Below are 18,855 nucleotides of genomic sequence, written 5' to 3'. Positions count from 1 at the left end.
CTCACGCACTGCCGTACTCGCCTCACTCAATGCCGTACTCGCCTTCCTCGATGCGGTCCTCGTGGCCGCGCCGGAAGCGTTCGGCCTGGATCGCGAACATCTCGGCGTACGTGCCCTGCCGGGCGATCAGTTCGTCGTGGCTGCCCGATTCGGTGATGCGGCCGCCGTCGAGCAGCACGATCCGGTCAGCCTGGCGGACGGTGGACAGGCGGTGCGAGATGAGGACGACGGAGGTGTCGTCGCCGCGGGCGCGGGCGAGCCTGTCGAAGACGTCGAACTCGGTGCGTACGTCCAGGTGGGCGGTCGGCTCGTCGAGTACGAGGAGCCGGGCGCCGGTGTGCACGGCGTACAGCGCGCGGGCGAGGACGACCTGCTGCCACTGTCCGCCGGAGAGGTCGACGCCGTCGGTGCGGGAGCGCGCCAGCGGGGTGTCCCAGCCCTGCGGCAGCCGCTCCAGGACGGCGGTCAGACCCGCGTCGCGGGCGGCGGCTGCGAGCGCGGTGTCGTCCCGGGGGACGGCGGCCTGGCCGAGCGTCACGTTGTCGGCGGCGGAGAGTTCGTAGCGTACGAAGTCCTGGAAGACGACCGAGATGCTGCGGCGCCAGGCCTCGGGCGCGAGGTCGGCCAGGTCGGTGCCGTTCGCGGTGAGGCGCCCGCCGGTCGGCTCGTACAGGCCGGAGAGCAGCTTGATGAGCGTGGACTTGCCGGCGCCGTTGAGGCCGACGACGGCGAGGAGTTCGCCGGGGCGGATGTCCAGGTCGAGGGCGTCGAGGACGGTGCGCTCGGTGCCGGGGTAGCGGAAGGAGACGCCCTCGAAGCGGACGTGGAGTGGGCCTTCGTGGACGGTTTGGTCTCCCTGGCGCGGCACGGGCACCGGCAGGAGCTTCTCCAGCTCCGCGGTGGCTTCCAGCGCGGCCTCCGCCCCTGCGACATCGCGCCCGTCGGCGTAGTCGACGAGGCTCACCAGCGACCAGCCCGCGCTGAGGACGGCGGTGGCGACCGCGGCCGAGTGCGTGCCGTCCGCGCCGCCCGCCGCTGCCGGTACGAACACCGCGAGCAGGCAGACGAGGACGACGAGCCCGTGCCCGATGTTCTCCCACGACGTGTGGACGGTCCTGCGCCACAACGGCTCGAACATGCCGAGCAGATGGCGCCGGTACTCGGCGAGCATCCACCCGGCAAGGCCGAAGGTCCGTACGTCCTTTCCGGAGTTCGGCGAGGTCAGCGCCTCGGCCCACACCTCACCCTGCTGAGCGCGGTCGGCGCGGGTCAGCCACTGCCGGATCAGCTCCGTGAAACGGCGTACGAAGCGGATGCGCAACGCGACGACAGGCAGCAGGATCACCGGCACCGCCCACCACGCGAACGCGGCCAGCACGGCGGACGAGGCGACGAAACCGCACGCGGCCGTGATGAATCGCAGCTGAGCGGCCGCGCCGTCGGCCGGGGTCCGCTCGGTCCAGTTCTCGGGGTCCGCTGACGCGGCCTGCACGAGCTGCTGGGTCCGTGGCTGCTCCAGACCGCCGATGGTGGGGACGGAGACGGCCCGGCGAAGCAGCGCGGCCCGGTGCGCGCCGACGATCCGCGCCTTGAGCAGCCAGTCCAGGGGCTCGATGAACGACTCGAGGAGATGCGCGGCGAGGAGGAGGACGGTGAACGCGGCCAGTGGCCAGAGGAGACCGCCGAGGAGGCCGTCGCCGGTCAGCCGCTCGGCGCGGCCGATGAGCTGCCCCATGGCGAGGGCGGTGGCCGCGGGCAGCAGGGCCTGAGCGAGCAGGAGCAGCGAAAGCCCCGCCAGCAGGGGGCGGGGGACGGTTCGGAGCGGGCGGAGCAGCATGATGCGCCGCGGCAGTGGGCCGGTCAGCAGGGTCACCTCGCGGGTTCCGGTGGGCGGTGGAGCCGGCCCCGGGCGGGACCGGCTCCCTTTCGCGGTGCTCCATAGTGCCGTGGTGCTGTGGTGCCGTGCTGCTGAGTTTTCCGGCCGTCAGGGTGTGAGGCCGTCGAATCCGCTCAGCTGCTGGAGACGGTCAGGTTGTTGGTCTGGAAGTCCAGGCCGCCCGACGACGAGGTGATCTCGTAGCCGAACTGGACGTCGCCGATCGTCTCGTTGCCCATCCAGCCCTTGGTGTCCTTGATCCACTTCAGGATCGGAAGGATGTTGACGGTGCCGGAGTTCGAGTCCGAGGTGCGCAGGAACGAGAACACCTCGTTGGCGCCGTTGTTGCCCTTGTAGACGGTCCAGGTGTGGCCGCCGAGGGTGACGTTGCCCTGCGAGGTGCCGAGCGGGCCGACGGCGCCGTTGTAGTTCACCCAGAGCATGATCTCGTAGTCGTAGTCGGTGTCCCAGATGTCGTACGAGGTGTTGTACGCGCCGGAGGACGGGACCGTGACGTTGTAGCTGCTGCTGAGCGAGCCGAGCGAGGTGATCGACTTGTTGATCACCTTCTTGGCGTTGGGGTAGGACTTGATGCCACCGGTGTTGGGGTGGTCGGCCCAGACGCCCCAGTTCGTACCGGAGTTGGCCCATATGCACTGGCTGCCCGCGCCGGAGCCCCAGATGTTGTTGTAGAGCGTGTAGCCGTTGAGTGTGGTGTTGCCCCACTGGTCGCAGGAGTTCCAGACGGCGGCCTGGGCGGGGGCGGCTGCGAGGCCGATCGTGGCGCCGAGCGCGAGCGCGGGGGCCAGCAGAGCCTTGGTCAGCCTGCTAAGAGTGCGTCGTGCCATGGTGTCCCTTCCATGGGTGGGGGGATTTTCTGCGGTTCTGTACGGTTCACTGCGCCTCCAGGGTGAGGACGCAGTCTTCTCCGGCCCGCAAGGAGAGCTGTCGTGGGCCGGTGGAAGTCCGGGAGGGCGTCCGCAGGTCGACGCGGACGCTGCGGGTGGGGCGGATCACGGCGGTGGCGCCGTCCGGGCCCCAGGTGAGGTCGACTTCGGCGCCGAAGCGGGTCCGTACGCCGAGGAGTCGGCCGCTCTCGTACGCGTCGGGAAGCGCGGGCAGGAGGACGAGCCGGTCCGGTGTCGACTGGACCAGCATCTCGATGACCAGCGCTGGGAGCGTGTGGGCGGCGTCCGCGTTGTAGACGTCGCGGGCCGGATAGTGCGCGCTCATCAGCGAGGCGTGGAAGAAGTCGCCGGCCAGGACCTGGCCAAGGGCGGCTTCGGCACGCTCGCCGTCCCGCAGTCGGGCCGCGATCAGGGCGTGATGGAGATGGCCGTGCGCGGAGTCGTTCTCGGCGCCGCGGAGCTCGAGGGCGCGGTGGGCGGCCGCGGCGAGGTCGGGGGTGTCGTAGGGGTTGATCTCGTCCAGCGGCCAGACGCCGTAGAGGTGGCTGAGGTGCCGGTGGTCGTAGGAGTCGTCCAGGCCCGGCCACGCCCATTCGGCGATCGCGCCGTCACCGTTGACGCGGTGCGGTGGGAGCCGGTCGGCAAGGGCGCGCCAGCGTTCGGCGTCCGGGGTGCCGGGGTGGTAGGCGGCGGCTGTGTGCAGGGCGTGGCGGGCCGCGGAGAGGTCCATGGCGGCGTTGAGGGTGCCCCAGCTCGCGTTGGCGGGCCGGTTCTCCGGGGAGTAGGAGGGGACGACGACGAGGTGCCCGTCCGGCCCGGTGCGCGTGAGGAAGTCCTCGTAGAAGTACGCCACTTCGGCGAGCGCGGCGGCCAGACGCGGGTCCTGTTCGCCGCGGGTCTCGTCGTGGTCGACGAGCGGCTTCAGCAGCCAGTCGGCGCCCGCCGTCCACAGGTGGAGGGGGTACTCGCGGCTGAAGTGGTACGTGTGCCCGGACTCGCCGTCGGTGTGCGCGGGCGCGACGACGCCGCGTGCGCCGAAGATCGCGCGGGCGTTGTCCCGCCAGTCCGGCAGCTGGGCGTACACCAGGGCGGCCTGCGCCTCGGTGACCTCGGGCAGGGCCCCGGCCGCCGCGGATGCGGTCTGCAGGTTGAGGTTGGCGTCGTTGGTGAACGCCCCGGACCACCCGGTGTTCCAGTCACCCGTCCACAGGCCGGTCAGGCGAGGCGGCAGCATGCCGCTCGCGGACAGCAGGTGGTAGCGGCCCGCCGCGAAGAGCCGCTCCAGGAGGGCGGGGCTCTTGGGGCGGCGGATCAGCTCGGAGCCGGCAATGCCGTGGTCGGGGTCGTCCTCGGGGGTGCCGAGGCGGAGGGAGACGCGTTCGTAGGCGGGGCGGTGGAGGGCGGTGTGGCGGGCGAGGAGGTGGGTGTAGGTGCTGTCCAGACCGAGGGGGTGGGCGTCGGCGGCGTCGGGGGCGTCGGCGAGGCTGCCGTCCGGCGGCAGGCCGGGGTCGGGGTCGGGGGCGAGCAGCAGGGCGCGTAGGGACTCGGCCTCTGCGAGGACGTCGAGTTCACCGGTGTGGCGGTGCACGCGCGTGAGGAGCAGTACGGCTTCCGCGTCCTCGACGCGCACACCCGGCGGCTCCACGGTCGGGCGCCCGCCTGCGGGCACGACGAGGGTCACGCCGGTGTATGCGCGGTCGCTGTCGGGGTAACGGGCACGCAGGGTCAGCAGGGCGCCTTCCCTCGTGAGCGCCGCCCCGTGACCCACCGACAGACCGGCCGGGGCGCCGGGGAGACGGTGGTCGAGAGAGATGTCCAGGGTGGTACCCGGTCCCGTGACGTACTGGACGATGACGTCGTCCGCGCGGGAGACGAAGACGCGGCTGCGCCAGTCCGCGCAGGCGGCATCGGCGACCCCGGTGGTGAAGTCGACGGAGCGCCGGTAGCCGTGCTGCGGTTCGCCGGCCGCTCTGCGCAGCCGTACCTGGAAGGCCGGGTGGAAGGGCTGCACCCACATCAGGCCGCGGCCGTCGGTGAAGCGCTCGGCGGCCGTCGTGTCGCCGGCGAGCAGCCGGTCCTGGAGGGCGGCGAGTTCGGCGGCGAGCTGCGGAGGGCGGCCGTGCTCGCTGCCGTTGGGGCGGACGAGGGTGTGGTGGTTGACGATGACCCGGTCATCGTCCGGATCACCGAACACCATGGCGCCGTGCCGCCCGTTCCCGCTCAGGAAGGCGTCCTCCCAGCGGTCGGCGGGCATCGGCTCCCAGGTTCCGGCGCGCCACGCGTGCGTGCCGTGTGCGACCTGCCGCGCGCGCGTGCCGTCCGTGACCTCCCACGCGGGCGTGCCGTCCGCGGTGTGCCGCGCGTGCGTGCCGCCGTCCGTGGTGTGCCGCGCGTGCGTGCCGCCGTCCGTGGCATGCCGCGCGCGCGTGCCGTCCGCGACCTCCCACGCGCGCGTGCCGTCCGCGGTGTGCCGCGCGTGCGTGCCGCCGTCCGTGGCGTGCCGCGCGTGCGTGCCGCCGTCCGTGGCATGCCGCGCGCGCGTGCCGTCCGCGACCTGCCACGCGCGCGTGCCGTCCCCGGTCTGCGGCGCGCGCGTGCCGTCCGCGGTCCGCGGCGCGCGCGTGTCGCGCGTCTCCTGCGGCCCGTTCACGGCGCCAACACCGCCACCCCGTACCGCTCCAGCTCCAGCGACCCCTCGGCGGCCTCGCCGGTGAGGAGATCGCGGTGCGTGCCGGCGGGCACCTCGACCGTGACCGGCTCGCGCCCGTGGTTGAGGACGAAGAGCAACTCGCCCCGGCGAACCGCCTCCACCCCGGCCGGGAGGCCCTCGAGCACCGGCCGTACGCCGGCCTCGGCGGCCACCCGCGCCAGCAGATCGCGCAGCGCCTCGGGCTCGGGGAGCGTGGAGACGTACCAGGCGCGGCCCTTGCGCAGCACGGCCGGGAGGCCGTCGAGCTCACCGCCCTTGTAGGGCGTGACGGCGTCGGCGTCCCCGGCCTCCAGCTCCTCGGACCAGAGCGTGCCGCGGAAGCCCTCGGCCTCCACGGTCTCGCCCGCGTCCAGGGGCCACCACTCGTGCAGGATCCGGATGCCGAAGAGCTCCCGCAGCCGCGCGTCCATGCCGCCCGTGCGCACCCGGTCGTCCTCGTCTGCGACACCGGTCTGGAAGCCGCAGACGAGGGTGCCGCCCCGCTGCACGTACGCCACCAGGTTGTCGATCGCCGCGTCGGTGAGCAGATACAGCTGCGGCACGACGACCAGCTTGTACGCGGAGAGGTCGTGCTCGGGGTGGGCGAAGGCGGCCGTCGTGTTGGTCTCCCACAGGGCTCGGTGCCAGGCGCGTACGACGTCCTGGTAGTCGACCCTGGAGGAGAGCCGGCCGTCCTGCTGGCCCGCCCACCAGGCGTTCCAGTCGTGCAGGATCGCGACATCGGCGGGCACGCGCGTGCCGGTCACCTCGCCGCTGATACGGGCCAGTTCGGCACCGATCTGCTTGACCTCCTGGAAGGTGCGGCCCTGCTCCCCCGCGTGACTGACCATCCCGGAGTGGAACTTCTCCGAGCCCTGCCGGGACTGGCGCCACTGGAAGTAGCAGACGGCGTCGGCCCCGCGCGCGACGGCCTGGAGCGACCACAGCCGGTTGAGGCCGCGCGGCTTGGGGTGGTTGACGCCCCGCCAGTTGACCGGCCCGGCCGCCTGCTCCATGACCATCCACGGACCGCCGCGCGCCTGGGAGCGCGTCATGTCCTGGATCAGAGCCCCGTTCTGGCCGCCGAAGGGGTCGCGCGGGTCCGGGTAGATGTCGACCGAGACGGCGTCCTCCTCCTCGGCCCACCGCCAGGCGTCCTGGCCCGTCCAGAACGGCATGAAGTTGGTGGTCACCGGGATGTGTGGGGTGTGCCGGCGGACGATGTCGCGCTCGATGACGTAGCACTCCAGGAGCATGTCCGAGGTGAAGCGCTTGAAGTCCAGCACGTGGGTGGGGTTCTTCATGTAGTGGGCGCGGCGGGGCGGGAGGATCTCGTCCCAGCTGCCGTAGCCCTGGCTCCAGAAGGCGGTCCCCCAGGCTGTGTTGAGGGCGTCGAGCGTGCCGTACTTGTCCTTCAGCCAGCGTCGGAAGGTGGTGGCCGCCTCGTCGCCCCAGTCGTAGGTGCAGTACTCGTTGTTGATGTGCCACATGGTGAGGGCAGGGTGGCTGGCGTAGCGGGCGGCCAGGTCCTCGGTGATGGCGGCGGCGTACCGGCGGTAGGTGGCGCTGGAGTGCGAGAAGTGCTGGCGGGAGCCCCACCACTCGGTCTGGCCGTTCTCGTCGCGGGGCAGCGTCTCGGGGTGCAGGCGGCCCATCCACGGCGGGGGCGAGGAGGTCGGCGTCGCCAGGACGACCCCGATGCCGTTCTCGTGCATGAGGTCCATCAGGCGGTCGAGCCAGCCGAACTCCCGTGCACCCGGGCGTGGTTCGAGCTTCGCCCAGGAGAAGACGCCCAACGTGACGGAGTTGACGCCGGCCTCGCGCATGAGGCGCACGTCCTCGTGCCAGGTCTCCTCGGGCCACTGCTCGGGGTTGTAGTCGCCTCCGAAGAGGACGCGTCCGCGCGTGGTGTCGGCGAGGGTGGGCCGGTCCGGTGTACCGGATCCGGCGGCGGGCGTTGAGCGGGGCGTCGGGCGGGTCATAAGGAAAGTTCTCCGTACACGCTGGGCGTCGGGGGTCACGCTGGGCGTCTGGGGTCACGCTGGGCGTCTGGGGTCGCGCCGCCGGGCGGGATGTCAGGCCGGGTCTCCGTACTGGATGCCGCGGCCGTTGGTGCCGAGGTAGACCCGGCCGAAGATGCGGCGGTCGCCGGCGATGACCTCACCGATCCAGCCCCACTGGTGGGCGTCGTCGTTGATGCGGATCCAGGTCTTGGCCTCGTCGTCGGAGCGGTAGACGGCGGTGATCGCCTCCGTGGCGCCGACCTGGTAGATCGCCGGGTAGTCGGCGCCGTCGGCCGCCTTGCCGAAGCCGAGCGTGTACGAGGCCCAGCAGCTCGTCACCTTCGTGAAGGTGGCGCCGCCGTCGGTGGAGCGGTAGAGGCCGTTCCACTTGGCCGAGAGCCACAGGTCGCCGCTGCGGCCGGGAGCCGCGGCAATCTTGAACTGGCTGTCGCCGGAGGGCAGTCCGGTCGCACGGATGGTGAACGAAGCGCCACTGTCAGTGCTCGCGTATAGCGTTCCTGTGTCGGTGTCGTACGCGTAGAAGAGCGTCGGGTCGGCCGGGTCGGCGACCGGCGTGGCGCCCTTCGGGAAGGAGGAGACCTCGGTCCAGGTCGCGCCGTTGTCCGTGGAGCGGTGCGCGGCGTACTTGGTGCCGTCCCAGTGCACGAACGTCCACAGCAGCGTCGAGCCGTCGGCGCTGGTGGCGATCGGTCCCGGAGCGCTCTTGGCGATGTCGGGCTGGGCCGCGAAGGGCGCCCAGGTCTGCCCGCCGTCGTTCGAGTACGCGCCGTTGCCCTTGTCGCCCCAGCCCGTCCGCACGACGTACGACGGCTTGGCCGCGGCCAGCGCGAGTCCCGTCGCCGTCCCGAACACGGGGTTCGTCGCCATGCCGCGCGACGGAGACGCCGTGAGCAGCTCGTGGTACATCACGCCGATGTCCCCGAGCCCGCTGAGCAGGTGTGCATCGCCGGCCGGGGGCGAGATCAGCTGGCGCACGGAGGTCTCCTCCAGGCCGCGGATCTGCGGTGCCCAGTTCTTCAGGTCCCGGGTCGCATAGAGCGTCGCGCCCGTCCCGAACACGATGTGCTTCGAGTCGTACGGGTCGATGCCTATGGCCTGGATCCACCAGCCGAACTTGGGCTTTTCCTCGCCCCACTTCAGATAAGGAGTCTCGGATACGTCGAAGACAGCAGCGTCCTTGAGGGACGTCCAGGTACGGCCACGGTCGGTGGATCGGAACAGGGTGTCGACGGCCGCCCAGCGGTTGTTGGTGGAGACGACGACGGTGCCGGGGCGGCGGACGTCCACGGCCACCCCGCCGTAGCCGAAGGTGTCCTTGGAGCCGTCGGCCGTGGTGCCGCCGGGCTTCACGGGCGTGACCTCGGTCCACTTGCCGGTCGCGGTGTTCAGCTTGTGGACCGAGCCGGTGGAGTGGCCGTTCGGGCCGGGGGTGTCGGCGTAGGTGACGTACAGCTCTCGCGTGGTGGAGTCGTACGCGGCGCGGATCGGCACCTTGGCGGCGGTCCCGGTGGGCTGGCCGGGCACGGCCTCCCAGCCGCCGGACGAGGTCGTGCGGTACAGGGCCGTGGCGGTCGCGCTGCCGTCGCCGTCTCCCCAGCCGGCGTACAGGGTGCGCCCGGCCGCGACGAGGAACATGACGCCCTGGCCCGAGGCGTTCGCCTGCGCCGGGAAATCCGCGGAGGCCCAGGTCGCGCCTCGGTCGGGGGACTTGAGCAGTCCGTCGTGGCGGGTGCCGAGCCACAGGGTGTCGCTGTCGCGCGGGTCGACGAGGAGTCGCTCACCGGCGCCGCGTCCGTCCTCGTTGGCGCCGAGCTTCACGGTCAGATCGGTGCGCGTCCAGGTGGCCCCGCGGTCGTCGGAGCGCAGCACGGCGCCGTTGCCCGCCCACGGCTGGGAGTACGTGCCGACGGCCAGGTACACCCGGTCCGGGTGGGCGCGGTCCACGGCGATCGCCTCGACGCCGAGCAGGTTCCAGTCGTCCCAGCCGATGTGGTCGGTGAGCGGCACCCACTGGCTCGTGGCGTCGTCCCAGCGGTAGGCACCGCCGATGTCCGTACGGGCGTAGGCGAGGCCGCGCACGGAGGGGTGGAACAGCACGCCGCTGATGAAGCCGGTGCCGCCGATGACGGCGTTGCGCCAGCGGTACGCGGCGGCCCCGGAAGCGGCGGCCGCGGTGTCGTCGGTGGCCGCGTGTGCCCTGCCCTGGAAGGCGGGGACAGCGGTGAGAGCGGCGGTTGCGGCGGTCCCGGCGAGGACCGCACGTCTGCTCAGGCCATACGTGCGCATGACATACCTCGTTCTGTGCGGGAGAAGCGGAGGAGGCTGAGGAGGGGAGCAGGAGGAGAGCCGACGTGGAGGGCCTCGGAAGGCACCTGGCGGCTCGAACCGGCCGCGCGACGGGGAGGTGGAGCCTCAGCCCGCCGTGTCCGGCCGGTGACAGGCACGGCCGGACACGAGGGCGTACGTAGGGTGGCGCGGGCGTCAGCCCTTGATCGCGCCGGTGAGCATGCCCTTCTTGAAGTGCTTCTGGACGAAGGGCGAAGCGATCGCGACCGGGACCAGGGCGAGCACCATGACGGCCATCTGCAGCCCGAGGGCGGACAGCTCGCCGGTGTTGACCCGCTGGCTGAGCCCGGTCGGCAGACCGGTGTTCTTCTGCACCAGCTGGATCAGCACGTTCTGCAGCGGCATCTTGTTCTGGTCGTCGATGTAGATCATCGCGTTGAACCAGGCGCTCCAGTAGGCGACGGCGTAGAAGAGCGAGATCACCGCGATCACCGCCCGGGAGAGCGGCATGATGATCGTCCACAGGATGCGCACCTCGCCGGCGCCGTCGATCCGCGCGCTGTCGGTCAGCTCCGGCGAGATGTTCATGAAGAAGGACCGCAGCACCAGGATGTTGAAGACGCTGACGGCGCTCGGCAGGATCAGCGACAGGTAGGTGTTGGTCAGGCCGAGGGTCTGCACCAGCAGATACGTGGGGATGAGGCCGGCGCTGAAGAACATGGTCGCCATCAGGGCCATCAGCAGGATGCGGTGGCCGAAGGAGCCGGGCCTCGAGAGGCCGTAGGCGGCGAGGATCGAAACCGCCATCGAGAACAGCGTGCCGAAGCCCGTGACCCCGAGCGAGACCAGCATGGCCCGGCTCACCTGGCCGCCGCTCAGCAGCTCCTGGTAGTTGACGAAGGTGATCCCCTGCGGCCAGATCACCAGCCCCCCGGCGGACTCGATCACATCGCGCGGGGAGAGGCTGGTGACGACCACCACCCAGAGCGGGAAGAGCACACCCAGGCAGCACACGGCGAGGAAGACGCCCTTGGCGGTGAGGCCGACCCGGCTCGGGGGCTCCTCCCACACCGGACGCTCCGGTGCCCGCAGACGGGCGATCGGGCTCAGGCTGACGCTCATTTCTTGTACACCCCTTGCTCGCCCAGGAGATGCGCGAACTTGTTGGCGGCCAGGACCAGGCACACGCCGATGACCCCCTTGACCAGGCCGACCGCAGCCGCGTAGCTGAAGTCCCCGTTCTGGATGCCGACGTTCCAGACATAGGTGTCCAGGACTTCGGAGGCGCCCGCGCCCACCGCGTCGCGCTGCAGCAGCAGCTGCTCGAACCCGACGGTGAGGGCGTCGCCGACCCGCAGCACCAGCAGCAGCGCGATCACCGGCCGGAGCGCGGGCAGCGTGACATGCCACATCCGCCGCCACCGGTTCGCCCCGTCCATCGCCGACGCCTCGTACAGATCGGGGCTGACCGAGGCGAGCGCGGCGAGGAAGACGATGATCCCCCAGCCCGCGTCCTTCCAGATCATCTCGGAGGTGACCAGGTACTTGAAGATGCCCGCGTTCGTCATGAGATCGAAGCCGCTGATCCCGTGGTCCTCGAGGATCTGGGCGATCAGCCCGGCGCCGCCGAACATCTGCTGGAAGACCGTGACGACCAGGACCCAGGAGAAGAAGTGCGGGAGATAGAGGATCGCCTGGGACAGGGCACGGACCCGGGGCCTGATCACGCTGTTGATGACCAGCGCGAGCACGATCGGCACCGGGAAGAACAGCACCAGCTGAATGAAGAACAGCACCAGCGTGTTCTCGAACGCGCCCCAGAAGTTCGAGTCGTTGAACATCTTCTCGAACTGCTCGAACGCCACCCAGGGGCTGTTGAAGATCGCCGTGACGCCGTTGGTGGAGATATAGGGGTTGTAGTCCTGGAAGGCGACCACATTGCCGAGCAGCGGAACGTAGTTGAAGACCAGGAGCAACACCACCGCGGGCAGCGTCATCAGGATCAGCGTGCGGTCGCGCCGCAGCCGGGTGCGCCAGGTGAGGCTGCCGAGGCGGGCAGCCGTCCGCGTACGCCGGGAGAGGCGGAATCCCTGGAACCGGCGGGGCTGTTGGGGCTCCCGCCCGCCCCGGGTGCCGGCGGGCCGGGGCGGGCGTTCGGCCTGAAGAGCCATCAGGAAGCGCTGCCGTTCTTGTCGAGGATCTCCTTCTTGTACCAGTCGCGGAGCTTGTCGCCGCCCTTGGACTTCCAGTCGCTGATCGCCTGCTGGACGTCGCTCAGCTTCTTATTGCCGCGCACGAAGTCGTCCTCGAGCTGCTCGAACTGGTCGGAGAGGTTGGCGTAGCGGGACGGCTCGACGATCGTGAGCCCGTAGAACGGGGGCTTGGTGACGAAGGCACCCATCCGCTGCTGCCACTCGACCTGCGCCTTGGCGACCTCCGGGAGGTCGGGGTGCGCGATGAAGGAGGCCGGTCCTGCCAGCATCGACCAGGCGTTCAGGACCTCGGTGTTGCCGCGTTCCGTCTTGACGGGCACGCCGTCCTTGACGGTGTAGTGGGCGCCCTCGACGCCGTAGTAGACCATCATCTGCTCGCGGGTCCCGTAGGGGGCGGCGGCGTAGTTGGAGGCGGCGAGCAGGTTCTCCACGACCTCCTTGGGGGCGTCCTTGCGGATGAAGGCCCACATGTTCGCCGGGGTGCCCGCGTACAGCTTCGGGTCGCCGCCGTCGTGGCCGAAGATGTCCATGGCGGCCATCTCGAAGTTCGGCGTGGTCTTGCTGCCGACCATCTCCGCGGTCTTGCCGTACCAGGCGGTGATGTCCGCGTTGTACATCATGACCTTGCCGCTGGTGAAGCGAAGGGAGGAGTCGCCGCTGACGGCCCGGGCGTCGGGGTGGACGACCCCGGCCGCGTAGAGCTTGCGGGTCCACTCCAGGGCCTCGAGGTACTCGTCGGTCTCGACCCGGTAGACGAGCTTGTCCCCGTCCAGCTTCCAGCCGAGCGCCTTCTCGCTGCCGCCCAGGGAGCCGAAGATGTTGAAGGAGGACCACTTCATGTCGTCGCAGCCGTAGACCCCGGCCTTCTTGCTGGTCATCTCCTTGGCAAGAGCCAGGAATTCGTCCGCGGACTTCGGAACCTCCCAGCCCTTCTCCTCGAATATGTCCTTGCGGTAGAAGGGCGCGATATTCGGGACATAGGAGTACGGGTAGGGAATGCCGCGGAGCTTGCCGCCGAAGATGCCGCGCTGCCAGGCGTCGGAGGGGATGGCGGCGAGGTTGGGGTACTTCTTGACCTCGGAGCCGGCCAGGTACGGCCCCAGGTCCAGCATCTTCGCGACGAGCGCGGAGGGGACCTTGCCGCCCAGCTCCCAGCCGGGCACGACCAGCATGTCGGGGATGCTGCTGGAGGCCAGGACCGCGCCGATCTTCTCGCCGTAGGTGTTGCCGTCCTGGTTCTGCCAGGTGACGTCGACACCCGTGGCCTCGTTCAGGGCCGTGTAGTAGGCGCAGTCCTGCTTGGGCGGGGTGCCCCAGAAGGGCGCCATGATCTTGACCTTGGCGCCGGTGCCGAGCTTCTCGGGGACCGCGGTGGCGAGCTCGTCCAGCTTCACCTTGCCGGTGAACCCCGCCGAGGAACCGTTCTTGGAGGGGATGTCGGGGGTGACGATGTTCCGCGGGGTGTAGGTCGGCAGGAGCTTCTTGGCCGACTTGCCGGAGGTCGCGCCCTCTCCAGTCTCGGCGGAACCGCCGCAGGCGGTCAGCAGAGGCGCCCCGCCGGCGACAGCCACCGCGGCGAACGCCGTCGAGGCGAGGAAGCTTCTCCGGCTGGGGGCGGAATTCGCGGAGGAGGAGTTCGGCGTCATTGCGTCAACCCTTCGTGGTGCACACCAGGACACCCGGGGCGGCGTGCCACCGGTCGGCTGCAGTGTCGTGAGTGAAACTGGCTGAGCTGAAGCGGACTTGGGAGCGGTGCAGTGATCACGGCTGCCCGGTCTCGTGTCGAAGCGCTTCGATGTTGCTGTGAGGTTAAGTGAACACCTCGAGGCGCACAAGGGTCGATTCCAAGATTCCTCCGAGGTATCAATCGATCAGGAACGCCCGCATCCGACGCTTCCCGCCCGAATTCGTTGCCACGGTGTGTCTTGACACTCACCGCTCCACGGCAACAGCATCGAAGCGCTTCGAAAGCGCGCGTCCTCGTTCGACCACACGACTCGTCCAAGCACACACAGCGCACACCTCGCAGACCTCGCAGACCTCGCTCCACCACAAGGGGATTCCCACGTGACCGCACACCCGCTGCCCTTCCGCGATCCGCAGCTCCCGTCCGGCGAACGGGTCGACGATCTGCTCGCGCGGCTCACGCTCGACGAGCGGATCGCGATGCTGCATCAGTTCGCACCCGCCGTGGAGCGGCTGGGCGTCCCCGCGTTCCGCACCGGCCAGGAGGTGCTGCACGGCGTGGCCTGGATGGGCCCAGCGACGGTGTTCCCGCAGGCGGTGGGCCTGGGCGCGACGTGGAACGACGACCTCGTACGCAGGGTCGGCGAGGCGGTCTCGACGGAGGTCCGCGCCATGCGCGCCCAGGACGACCGCGTCGGCCTCAACGTCTGGTCCCCCACGGTGAACCTGCTGCGCCACCCGCTGTGGGGCCGCAACGAGGAGGGCTACTCGGAGGACCCGAAGCTGACCTCGGCCATCGCGACCGCGTACACCCGCGGCCTGCGCGGCGACCACCCCGCGTACTGGCGCACCGCTCCCGTCCTCAAGCACTGGCTGGCCCACAACAACGAGACGAACCGGGACACTTCGTCCTCCTCGGTGCGCCCGCGCGTGCTGCACGAGTACGACCTGCGTGCCTTCCGCGAGGCCGTCGAGGCGGGCGCGGTCGCGGGCGTCATGCCCGCGTACAACCTGGTCAACGGCCGCCCCAACCACGTCTCGCCGTATCTGCGTGAGCGCCTGCGGACCTGGACGGACCAGGATCTGCTGGTCTGCTCGGACGCGGGCGCGCCGTCGAACCTCGTCGACTCGGAGCACTACTTCGACACGCATGAGGAGGCGACGGCGGCCGCGCTGATCGCCGGCGTCGACAGCTTCACCGACCACGGCACGGACAGCTCGCAGATCGTGGCACGCGTGCGTGGCGCTCGCGAACAGGGTCTGATCTCCGAGTCGGACATCGACACGGCGGTACGCCGCCAGCTGGCCGTCCGTCTCAGCCTCGGCGAGTTCGACCCGGAGCTCGACCCGTACGCCGGCACCAAGGACTTCGACACCCCGGCGCACCGCGCACTCGCCCAGGAGGCCGCCGAGCAGGCGGTCGTCCTGCTCAAGAACGACGGCGGCCTGCTGCCGCTGGCCGCGGACACCCGTATCGCCGTGGTCGGCCTGCTCGCCGACGAGTGCAAGCTCGACTGGTACAGCGGCACGCTGATCCACCGCTCGACGCCGCTCGAGGGCCTGTACGAGCGGTTCGGCGCCGACAGCATCGAGTTCGCGGAGGGCGTGGACCGCGTACGGCTGAAGACCTCGTCCGGTACGTATCTCGTGGTGCCCGAGGCCGAAGAGGCGGACGACCAGGTGCGCGGCGCCGAGGGCGCGCTCGACCCCGCGCTCCTCGCGGGCCGCACGGACCTGCCGCCGCTGACCGCCGACGCCACCGGGACCGACCTCGCGCTGATCGACTGGGGCGACGACGTGCTCACGTTCCGCGCCCCCGACGGCCGCTATCTGTCGGTCGCGGACGACGGCTTCGTACGGGCTTCCGCGGACCAGCCGGGCGGCTGGGTCGTCCAGGAGACATTCCGCCTCGAAGCGTCCGGGGCCCACGAGAACGGTCACCTCCTGAAGCACCTGGGAACGGGCCTGTACGTCTCTGTCGTCGCCGACGGCGTGAAGGTTGCCGCGGAAGACCCGGCTGAGGCGGACATCTTCGAGGTCGTCGTCACCGAGCGAGGTGACGAAGCGGTGTCCCGCGCCGCCGCCGCGGCGGACGTGGTGATCGTGGCGGCGGGCAACGATCCGCACATCAACGGCCGCGAGACCGAGGACCGCACCACCCTCCGCCTGCCCGCCCACCAGGAGCGCCTGCTGCGCGCCGCGCGCGCCGCGAACCCGCGCACGGTCCTGGCCCTCGTCTCCGCGTACCCGTACGCGGTCGACCACGAGGACCTGCCCGCCGTGCTGTGGACCGCGCACGGCGGCCAGGCGGCGGGCACCGCGCTCGCCCGCGTCCTGGCCGGCGACGTCTCCCCCTCCGGCCGGCTGCCGCAGACCTGGTACGCGTCGGACGACGACCTGCCGGACCTGCTGGACTACGACGTCATCGGCGGCCGCCAGACGTACCTGTACTTCGAGGGCACCCCGCTCTTCCCGTTCGGCCACGGCCTGTCGTACGCGCCGTTCGCCTACGAGAACCTGTCGGTGCGGAGGGACGGGGACGTGCTCGGGGTCTCCTTCACCGTCACCAACACGGGCGATGTCGCTGCCGACGAGGTCGCCCAGATCTACACCCGGGCCGTCGACCCGTCGGTCCCGCGCCCGCGCCGCGAACTGGCCGCGTACCGCCGCGTCCACCTGGCGCCCGGCACCTCGGCCGAGCTGTCCTTCGAACTCGCGGTCAGCGGGCTCGGGTTCTGGGACGTCGCCCACGGCCGCTGGTGGGTGGAGCCGGGGCAGTACGAGCTGCTGGCGGGCGCGTCCAGCGAGGACATCCGGCTGCGGGAGACCGTCCGGATCGACGGCGAGGCGGCAGGCCCGCGTCCGGTCCTGGCGCACGGCCTGGAAGCCGCCGGCTACGACGAGCAGACGGGCACCGCGATCGTCGACCGCAGCAAGACGTCGGGCGACGCGGTGACGCCGGCGGACGGCGAGACGGGTGAACTGGTCTTCCGCCGCTGCGACTTCGGTGACGGTGTCACCGAAGTGTCGGTGGAGGCGGCGGGCGAGGGCACGGTCGAGCTCTCCCTGCCGGACGGCGAGGTCCGTGCCACGGTCGGCATCCCGGCGACCGGCGGCCCCTACGAGTACGCCACCGTCGGCGCCGCCTTCGCGGCGGACGGCGTGCAGGACCTGCACATCAGGCTGCGCGGCCCACTGCGGCTCGCGCACGTCGGCTTCTCCGGTTGAGGGTTGGCAACTCTTCTCTGAGAGGCAGGCGTGGGCGGTAGCTCGATCGCGTGATGATCAGATCGCTGGCTTGTGGAGCTGTGATGAGATCGCGGTAGCGTGATCGCGCGATCTGGAACGCCTGGTGCGGTGCCAGCGGCGGGGCCCCTGCTCCACCAGAGTGATGGTTCAAGGCCTCCCCGTCGCCTCTGGCCGCGCTACGTGGCCAGGCCGTGAGGGACTCCGCCCTTCCGGGTAGGACCACGGACAGGATCCGTGTCGCCGCCCGGTTGCGAAAGCGGATGACCAGTGCGCCCAAGACCGTTCGGGGCGTGCCAGTGCACGGGCTCACTTCCGCTCACTGTCCAGGAACGGTCCGGAAGAAGCCGGCGCACCAGGTGGGGGCCCGGCATCGCAGACTCAGCCGGATTGCGTCGATGCCGGGCCCCCACCTCAGGCCTTTGGACTGCCGAGAACTACAGGGCGAGGCCCGTCAGCACCATGACCCGCTCGTACGTGTAGTCGTCCATCGCGAAGCGCACGCCCTCGCGGCCCACACCGGACTGCTTGACGCCGCCGTACGGCATCTGGTCGGCGCGGTAGGACGGGACGTCGCCGACGACGACGCCGCCGACCTCCAGGGCGCGGTGGGCGCGGAAGGCGGTCTGCAGGTCGTGCGTGAAGACGCCTGCCTGAAGGCCGAACTTGGAGTCGTTGACGGCGGCGAACGCCTCGGCCTCGCCGTCCACCTTCTGGAGGGTGAGGACCGGCCCGAAGACCTCCTCGCAGGAGATCGTCACGTCCGCCGGTACGTCGGCGAGCACGGTCGGCGCGTAGGAGGCGCCGTCGCGCTTGCCGCCGGTGAGCACCAGGGCGCCGGCGCGCGCGGCCTCGTCGACCCAGGACTCGACTCGCTTTGCGGCGTCCTCGCTGACCAGCGGGCCGACGTCGGTCGCCGCGTCGGACGGGTCGCCGGTGACCTGCGCCTCGACGGCCGCCACGATCCGCGGCACCAGCCGCTCGTAGAGCGAGGCGTCCGCGATGACGCGCTGCACCGAGATGCAGGACTGGCCGCCCTGGTAGTTGGAGAAGGTCGCGATACGCGTCGCGGCCCAGTCCAGGTCCTCGTCGGAGGCGTAGTCGGCGAGGACGACGGCCGCGCCGTTGCCGCCGAGCTCGAGGGTGCAGTGCTTGCGCGGCACCGAGTCCATGATCGCGTAACCGACCTTGTCGGAGCCGGTGAAGGAGATCACCGGCAGCCGCTCGTCCTGGACGAGGGCGGGCATGCGGTCGTTGGGGACCGTCAGGATCGACCAGGAGCCGGCGGGGAGGCCGGTCTCGGCGAGCAGTTCGCCCAGGATGAGGCCGGAGAGCGGGGTCGCGGGTGCGGGCTTGAGGATGATCGGCGCGCCGACGGCGATCGCCGGGGCGACCTTGTGGGCGCACAGGTTCAGCGGGAAGTTGAACGGCGCGATGCCGAGGACGACGCCCTTGGGGAAGCGGCGGGTGAGGGCGAGGCGCCCGGCGCCGCCCGCGTCGGTGTCGAGGCGCTGGGCCTCGCCGCCGTTGAAGCGGCGGGCCTCCTCGGCCGCGAAGCGGAACACCGAGACGGCGCGGCCGACCTCGCCGCGGGCCCACTTGATGGGCTTGCCGTTCTCGGCGGAGATCAGCTGGGCGATCTCCTCGGTGCGCTCGACGAGTCGCTTCGAGACGTGGTCCAGGGCGGCGGCCCGTACGTGCGCGGGGGTCGCCGCGAACTCGTCACGGACGGCGTACGCGGCGGCCACGGCCTCCTCGACCTGAGCGTCGGTCGGGACGGCGGCCTTCCCGACGAGCCGGCCGTCCCAGGGGGACGTGACGTCGAAGGTGGCCTCGCCGGTGGCCTGGCGGCCGGCGAGCCAGAAGGCGTGGGTGGCTGCCTCGTTTCCCTGTGGCATGTGAGTCCCGGCCCTTCCGCTGTCGGTGT

The 18,855-nt window shown here is 70.9% G+C and carries 10 protein-coding genes; 1 reads left to right on the top strand and 9 read right to left on the bottom strand.

Annotation, left to right across the window (positions count from 1 at the left end):
• Positions 1 to 22 precede the first annotated feature (22 nt).
• The 8 genes from H1D24_RS03165 to H1D24_RS03130 all read right to left on the bottom strand — a co-directional run bounded on the left by H1D24_RS03165 (position 23) and on the right by H1D24_RS03130 (position 13,642).
• On the bottom strand, positions 23 to 1,873 hold the full coding sequence (locus H1D24_RS03165; protein WP_220136241.1) for an ABC transporter ATP-binding protein: 1,851 nt from the start codon (positions 1,871 to 1,873) through the stop codon (positions 23 to 25).
• Positions 1,874 to 2,010: 137 nt separating this feature from the next.
• Positions 2,011 to 2,724, bottom strand: coding sequence for a glycoside hydrolase family 12 protein (locus tag H1D24_RS03160; protein ID WP_181655754.1), 714 nt, complete (start codon positions 2,722 to 2,724; stop codon positions 2,011 to 2,013).
• Positions 2,725 to 2,770: 46 nt separating this feature from the next.
• Positions 2,771 to 5,038 carry a glycosyl hydrolase family 95 catalytic domain-containing protein gene (locus H1D24_RS03155; RefSeq protein WP_181655910.1) on the bottom strand — a complete coding sequence of 756 codons (2,268 nt, stop codon included), beginning with the start codon at positions 5,036 to 5,038 and terminating at the stop codon, positions 2,771 to 2,773.
• A gap of 392 nt (positions 5,039 to 5,430) precedes the next feature.
• Entirely contained in the window at positions 5,431 to 7,455 is a 2,025-nt protein-coding gene (locus tag H1D24_RS03150; protein ID WP_181655753.1) for a beta-galactosidase, read from the bottom strand.
• Positions 7,456 to 7,548: 93 nt separating this feature from the next.
• Positions 7,549 to 9,783 (bottom strand): beta propeller repeat protein, encoded by a 2,235-nt coding sequence (locus H1D24_RS03145; RefSeq protein WP_181655752.1) that lies wholly within the window; start codon positions 9,781 to 9,783, stop codon positions 7,549 to 7,551.
• 195 nt (positions 9,784 to 9,978) lie between these two features.
• Positions 9,979 to 10,905: a carbohydrate ABC transporter permease gene (locus H1D24_RS03140; RefSeq protein ID WP_181655751.1), complete on the bottom strand. Its 927-nt coding sequence runs from the start codon at positions 10,903 to 10,905 to the stop codon at positions 9,979 to 9,981.
• Positions 10,902 to 11,954 carry an ABC transporter permease gene (locus tag H1D24_RS03135; RefSeq protein ID WP_181655750.1) on the bottom strand — a complete coding sequence of 351 codons (1,053 nt, stop codon included), beginning with the start codon at positions 11,952 to 11,954 and terminating at the stop codon, positions 10,902 to 10,904. Before H1D24_RS03135 ends, H1D24_RS03140 begins: the two co-directional genes overlap by 4 nt.
• Entirely contained in the window at positions 11,954 to 13,642 is a 1,689-nt protein-coding gene (locus H1D24_RS03130; RefSeq protein WP_181655749.1) for an extracellular solute-binding protein, read from the bottom strand. The genes H1D24_RS03135 and H1D24_RS03130 overlap by 1 nt, the downstream gene beginning before the upstream one ends.
• Before the next feature lie 421 nt (positions 13,643 to 14,063).
• On the opposite strand from H1D24_RS03130, the gene H1D24_RS03125 reads away from it, so the two are divergent.
• A complete protein-coding gene (locus H1D24_RS03125) occupies positions 14,064 to 16,910 on the top strand; it encodes a glycoside hydrolase family 3 protein (protein ID WP_181655748.1) in 2,847 nt (948 codons plus the stop codon).
• A 455-nt stretch (positions 16,911 to 17,365) separates the two neighbouring features.
• Here the strand turns inward: H1D24_RS03125 and H1D24_RS03120 are convergent, their stop codons facing one another.
• Positions 17,366 to 18,826 (bottom strand): aldehyde dehydrogenase family protein, encoded by a 1,461-nt coding sequence (locus tag H1D24_RS03120; RefSeq protein ID WP_181655747.1) that lies wholly within the window; start codon positions 18,824 to 18,826, stop codon positions 17,366 to 17,368.
• Positions 18,827 to 18,855: the final 29 nt, after the last annotated feature.

This window comes from Streptomyces himalayensis subsp. himalayensis, assembly GCF_013778455.1.
GTDB classification, from domain to species: domain Bacteria; phylum Actinomycetota; class Actinomycetes; order Streptomycetales; family Streptomycetaceae; genus Streptomyces; species Streptomyces himalayensis.
Note: the sequence above shows the minus strand (reverse complement) of the source record. Positions and strands in the feature narration are given on the sequence as shown.